Origin of the sequence: Thiocapsa roseopersicina (assembly GCF_900106925.1) — a bacterium.
In the GTDB taxonomy this organism is placed as follows: Bacteria; Pseudomonadota; Gammaproteobacteria; order Chromatiales; family Chromatiaceae; genus Thiocapsa; species Thiocapsa roseopersicina.
The window spans coordinates 1-5,494 of the sequence record NZ_FNNZ01000059.1; the positions used below are offsets into that span (position 1 = coordinate 1).

5 protein-coding genes and 1 pseudogene are annotated in these 5,494 nt (G+C 69.7%); all 6 read right to left on the reverse strand.

Annotated elements, in window-relative coordinates; translation table 11 throughout:
* Positions 1–2,076 (reverse strand): conjugal transfer protein TraN (traN, locus tag BLV04_RS23925; protein ID WP_093038625.1); only part of this gene is annotated, 2,076 nt, incomplete at its 3' end.
* On the reverse strand, positions 2,063–3,094 hold the full coding sequence (locus BLV04_RS23930) for a TraU family protein (RefSeq protein WP_093038633.1): 1,032 nt from the start codon (positions 3,092–3,094) through the stop codon (positions 2,063–2,065). The genes traN and BLV04_RS23930, both read right to left, overlap by 14 nt.
* 14 nt (positions 3,095–3,108) lie before the next feature.
* Positions 3,109–4,284: a TrbC family F-type conjugative pilus assembly protein gene (locus tag BLV04_RS23935; RefSeq protein ID WP_093038627.1), complete on the reverse strand. Its 1,176-nt coding sequence runs from the start codon at positions 4,282–4,284 to the stop codon at positions 3,109–3,111.
* Entirely contained in the window at positions 4,271–4,801 is a 531-nt protein-coding gene (gene lepB / locus BLV04_RS23940) for a signal peptidase I (RefSeq protein ID WP_093038629.1), read from the reverse strand. Before lepB ends, BLV04_RS23935 begins: the two co-directional genes overlap by 14 nt.
* A complete protein-coding gene (locus BLV04_RS23945) occupies positions 4,798–5,130 on the reverse strand; it encodes a hypothetical protein (RefSeq protein WP_093038631.1) in 333 nt (110 codons plus the stop codon). Before BLV04_RS23945 ends, lepB begins: the two co-directional genes overlap by 4 nt.
* Positions 5,120–5,494, reverse strand: a pseudogene (locus BLV04_RS23950) (type IV secretion system protein TraC); the annotation flags it as partial. The pseudogene BLV04_RS23950 and the gene BLV04_RS23945, both read right to left, overlap by 11 nt.

Below are 5,494 nucleotides of genomic sequence, written 5' to 3' on the forward strand. Positions count from 1 at the left end.
GCCGAAGAGCTGCGCGGCCCATTCCGCGGTTTGTTTCAGAAGGGCTTGTTTGACGGCGCTCAGGCCGACCTCGGCCGCGGCATCGGTCGCGGCCGCCGCGGTCTTGCCCGTGAAGCTGTTGGCGACGCTGACGAAGGACTCCTTGACCGCGCTCCAGGTCGCGGTGACCGGCTGGCGCAGCGTCTCCCAGGAGCCGCGGATCATGGCCCCTTTGTCGAGCCCCATGATCGCGGCATCGATCTTCCCGAGCGCGAAGATCAGGCTGACGTAATCCGCCAGCGACACGCCTTCGGGTCGCGTGCAGCAGTTCACGATCCCCCCGACCGCGCGTTTGCACTGATGGGCGCTGCCCGAGAACACCCGACAGCTCCCGCCCGGCGTGCACTGCATGTCCGAGACCGCCATCTGCACCGTCTGCAAGGCCCCGACCGCCTTGGCGAAGTCCGCGGATTGCTCTTCGGGAAATTCCGCGCAATCGGTGCCGAGGCAGCGCACCGGACCGGCACAGTCCAGCGTGCGGTTGCGCTCCAGAACCGGGATGGTGCGCGCGGTGCCGCAGTCCCAGGTCTCCTCGAACAGAAAACAGATCCCGCGGTTGTCGACGGCCCCCTCCACACACTCGGACTTAATGAAGCCGCAGGCGGGATCCTCTTCCAAGGCGATGCAGTCGGAGGGTTGATCGCCGTCGTTGTAGGGACACTGCAGCTGCCCCTGCGGATCGGTCCAGCATTGCATCGGCCCTTGGTTGAAGCCCGAGCAGCTCGCGGTCACCTTGATCTCGGTGCAGAAGGGGTTCTGACCGGCCACGGGCGGGGTGGCCATGGCGTCCGGGCAAATGCGCACGTCGCCGTTCTCGTAACAGCCGTCGGCAGCGAGCGGGGGCGAACCCAAGCAGTCGATCGTACCGCTGCAGTAGTCGCTGCCGAGGGTCTCGAGCAGGTCATGGCAGCCGTCGTTCGCACCCCAGACGCTGCGCAGCGGCGGGGATGTGTAACGGATCTCCACCTCGAGCCGGATCCCGCCGGTCCAGGCGGCGTCGTAGACCTGCGGAATGCACCAAGCGCAGCCGATCTCCGGGATGGTGCCGTCGCCGAAGGTCCAGGCATGGCCGTTGCGGAGCTTGAACTGCCCGCCGTTGCGCAGCGCCTGCGTCATCGGCTGCGCGGTATAGCCGAATGCGACGGTCTGCACGCGGTGCTCGCCCGGAAAGGTTGCCGTATACCAGCCCTGGTAACGCTCGAAGAAGAATCCCTCGGCGGGCTCGGGCTGCGCCGGGCGCTCCTCGAAGGCAAGGGTCACCCGAATGTCCGTCACCCGCGAGGGATCGCTCACCCCGAAGCCGCCCTCCAACGGCGTCTGCAGGGCCAGCTGCGCGGATCCATGCCAGGCCCCGGCGCGCTCGAGCACGACCCGCTTGCAGCCGGGTCCGCAGTCTTCGAGTGCAGCACTGCCCGTCACGGTGACGAGGCTGTCCGGCGCGGGCAGTTCGTAATCGTGATACCAGGAGCAGGAGCCGCCTTGCGGGGTCAAGCGATCGCAGGTGCGCAGGTCCGGGACGTGGACCTCGCGGGTGCCGTTCTCGAAGGTCGTCTCGGTCTCGCAGTGCCCGAAGGTCTCGGCGATCGCCCCGAAGTTGTCGAGGACGTCGTCGGTCTGCCCCCATAGCGGGTCGATGCGCATGTCGGGACGGGAGCGCTCGACCGCGCCGCGCAGGGTGCGGTACGCCTCTCCGGTCGCCGAGCCCTCGGTGATCAGCGCACCTTGGGCCTGTTGGCCGTGGATCAGGGTGCCGTGGTGATTGCCGTAGAGCCCGGAGAAGCGTGCCGGGTCGCCCCCGGTGGCGCCGGGGAAGAGCGCGTCGAGACGCAGGTCCCCGCCCGGCAGCGTCAGTGTCTCGCCCGAGAGCGCCGGCAGCGTCAGCGCGCCGGCCGCCTCGCGACCTGTTTCCTTGCCGGCGTCGATGGCGTCGGCGAAGTCGTCGCCCCACACCAACGCCCACGGCGTCCAGACCAGGGCGATGCAGAGGATGCCGGTCAGGACCCGGACCGGGAAGGCGTATCGCTCAGAAGGTCGCACAGCAGTCGTTCCAGCGCCACAGCAGATAGAGATGGTCCTCCCCGACCGCGGGGATGTTGCGCCATTCCCCCCAGGTCAACGGGCTTTCGCCGATCACATGGGCGCGCTGCGTCTCGGGCAGGGGATAGAACATCGTGAGCTTGTACTGGCTCTTCGGGAGGAAGGGCGCGAGCGGTGCGCCGCACAGCGCGTCGTTGCCCATCGTGCGACGTGCGAGTCCGCGCCGATGCAGAGCGGCGAGCGACCGGGCCGAGGCCAGACTGGTTTCGCGGGCCCGCGAGCCGACGGTGGGGCCGCGCCCGGTGAAGGGATAGAGATTGCCCCAGGTCCCGGCACACCAGAAGAGCGCATCGATCGGGGTGCCCGCGGTGGCCGCGGCGGCATCCGCAAGGCAGGCGGCCAGGGCGACCGGATTGGCGAGCCAGGCGGCCTCCGGGTTGGTGAAGAAGGCCAGCTCGTCGTGATTCCAGGTCGGATCCAGCTCGGAGAGATAGAGCAGGTCCAGATCGACGTAGCCGTCCGGGTTGCAGCGGTCGTCCCAAAACAGATCCAGCAGGATCAGCAGCGGGAAGGCGTACCAGTGAAAGTTGTAGAAGGACGTGTCGCTTGCGTCGTATTCGGCTTGACCGGCGGTGCCGAGCAGCCGGCGACTGCCGAGCGGCAGGCGAATCCCGCCCAGGGCCGGGGCGCAGCGCGGGGCATGCACCAGCTCGATCAGCCGTGCGGGCTCCCACATCCCGACGGTGAAGCCCGGATGCGGCACGCCGAGGCCGTCGTTGCAGGCGCAGAAGGGGGCGGAGGCCGCACCCGCCGGTGCGCTGCCGCCGAACAGGGGCATGCCGGCGATGCGGATCGGAAACAGACAGGCCCAGCAGACATCGGTAATCAGCTTGCCGGAGAACAGCTCGGCGTCCGGGCAGGCGGGGTCGGCGGCATCGGCTGCGCCGAGGGGTGCCGTCAGAAGGGCCGCGAGGAGCAGAGCAGGGCCGGCGAGGCGGGGCAGGGCGGGCGCCTTCATCGCCTTCATCGCCGTCATCGAGGATCCTCCGGCGGATGCTCGCGCACCAGGAAGACACGACCGGCGGACTCGACGCTCGCCGGCACGCGCTCCAGGGCGAAGCGTTCGCGCACGTCCGGGGTCAGCAGATAGACCGTCTCGTCCAGGGCATCCTCGAGCGCGCGAAAACCCTCCCAGCCGGCCGCGCGATCCAAACGGGTCGCCAGATAGACCGGGCGCAACGTCCCGGCACTTTCGCCCAGCGTGCGCGCCGTCTGGACTTGGGCCGGCTCGGTCGGATCGAACACCACCAGACGCAGCCCGAAGGCGAGGCGATCGAGCGGATTGAGCCTCTCGCCGGAGCGCACCAGCAGGGTTCCGTCCGGCAGGGCGATGTCGGCCTTCGCCTCGATCACGGGATCGATCACCCGCGTGCGGGCCTCCCGCGCGGCCGGCAGATGTTCGAAGACCGCGCGCGTCCAATAGCGCGCGAGTGCCTGCTCCCGCAGTGCCGCGAGATCCAGGGCGGCGACCCGACGCGCGATCTCCTCGAGCATGTCCGGTTCGGAGATCGCCTCGACCGGGCCGCGCACGCCCAGATCCCCGGTCCGGCCGGCCGCCACCTGCGCGCGCAGCCAGGCGGGATCCGACAGGCCGGCCACCCGTGCGATTTCTCTGTCGGGTCCGGACAGGATCATCAGCGGAACGACCTCGGCGCCGGCCTCGCGAAAGGGAGTCGGGTCGAGCTCGACCGCGGGCATCGGATCGAGCCCTTGCAGCTCCGCGTGGATCCCGCGCATGAAGTCCATCAGCGGTTCACCTTCGGCCACACCGCGAAAGACGACCCGCACGTCGGGTCGGGCCGCGGTGGCGAAGATGTCGCGCAGCGCGGCCGCGCCCAGCGCGCGCGAGACCAGGAGCGTGATGGTCTGCGTCGGGGTTGCGGTCGCGGTCGCGTCGGGGACGGCGGGCATCTGCACGGAGGTCAGTCGGTGCATCCGTTCGCGCTCGGCCGTGCCGAGCGCCTCGCCCGCGCGTGCGGAGGCATCGGGCGGATTCCGGAGCCAATCCGGGAGCGCCGTGCCGGAGACCGCCTCTTGGATGGCACCGGCCTGATCGCGCAGCGCACGCAGATCGGCGCGCTCGCTTGCCTGGGCGGAGGCCGTCGGGGCGAGCAGGAGCAACACGGAGACAGCCTTACAGAAGTGCATAGGCCCGCCCGATGATCTGATGACGGGGTAGCGGACCCCAATAACGCGAGTCGAAGCTGTCGCGGGTGGCGCCCATGATCCAGACGGCATCGGCGGGGACCACGACCTCGCGGACGAATTGCGCCGCGGGCGTGCGCAGCGTGCCGGCCAGATCCAGCCCTTCGCCGACCGTTCGGCCGTCCACGCGTGTGGTCTGTTCGGTGACCGAGACCGTCTCTCCGGGCAGGCCGACGACCCGCTTGATCACCTGCATCCGCATCGGGAAGAAGGGCGCCATCCGCTCGCCGGCGAGGAAGGCGTAGAGGCCGTCGCGCTCGACCGTCCGGTCGTGCCGATCCACCAAAAAGACGGTATAGGGCGGCAGGCACTTGTCGATCTGATCGTTGATCGCGATGCGATAGCGCGTCCCCAGATAGAGCATCAACGCCAGGACGAGGAGCAGCGCCGGCAGGCCGCGCCGGACGGTGCGCGCCAGGCGAGCCTCGGGGGAAGCAGCAATGTCCGTGCGTGCGCTCATGGCTGCTTCCCCGACAACACATAGGCGTCCTGCGGTGCCGCCAGCACGGCCTGGGCGTCCAACACCAGAACGCCGCCGTCGGCGAGACGCTTGGCGGTTGAACGGAGGTCCGCAATCGCCTCGCCGACATCCTCGGGCACGATCCCGTCCAGGGCGGCGGCGACGTCGACGATCAGCACCGGCGGGCGGGTCGCGATGGCCTCGTGCAGCGGTCGGGTCGCAAACTCGGCACCGAGGTAACCGCCGGCGAGGGCCGCCGGCAGGATTGCCGCGAGCAACAGGATGCCGCCGGACATGCGCGCCGGAGCGGAGCGATTCTCAGGCGGCATCGGACGCCTCCGCCTCGGCCCCCGCCAGCAACCGGTTGATCGCCTGCTCGACGCTCATCCCGCGCTCGCGCAGCCCTCGGATCGCCGCCACGTCCGCGGGCTTGGTGGAGTAGAGGAGCTGCCGAAAGGGGTCGACCATCAGCCGGCCGATCCCCGCGCCGCTGTCGGTCAGGGTCATGATCTCGGAGTAGGCGCCGGGAACGGTGTGCACGGTCTTGAGCATCTCCGCGCCCGCGGCGGTCATCGGCAGACGGTGATCGGCCTTGAGGCGATCGATGGCGTGACCGGGCTGGGCGAGCAGGAGGGTGTGGGCGCTGTTGTCGGCGATCGCCCGCCCGGTGGGGTTGGCGTAGAGGTCGGCGAG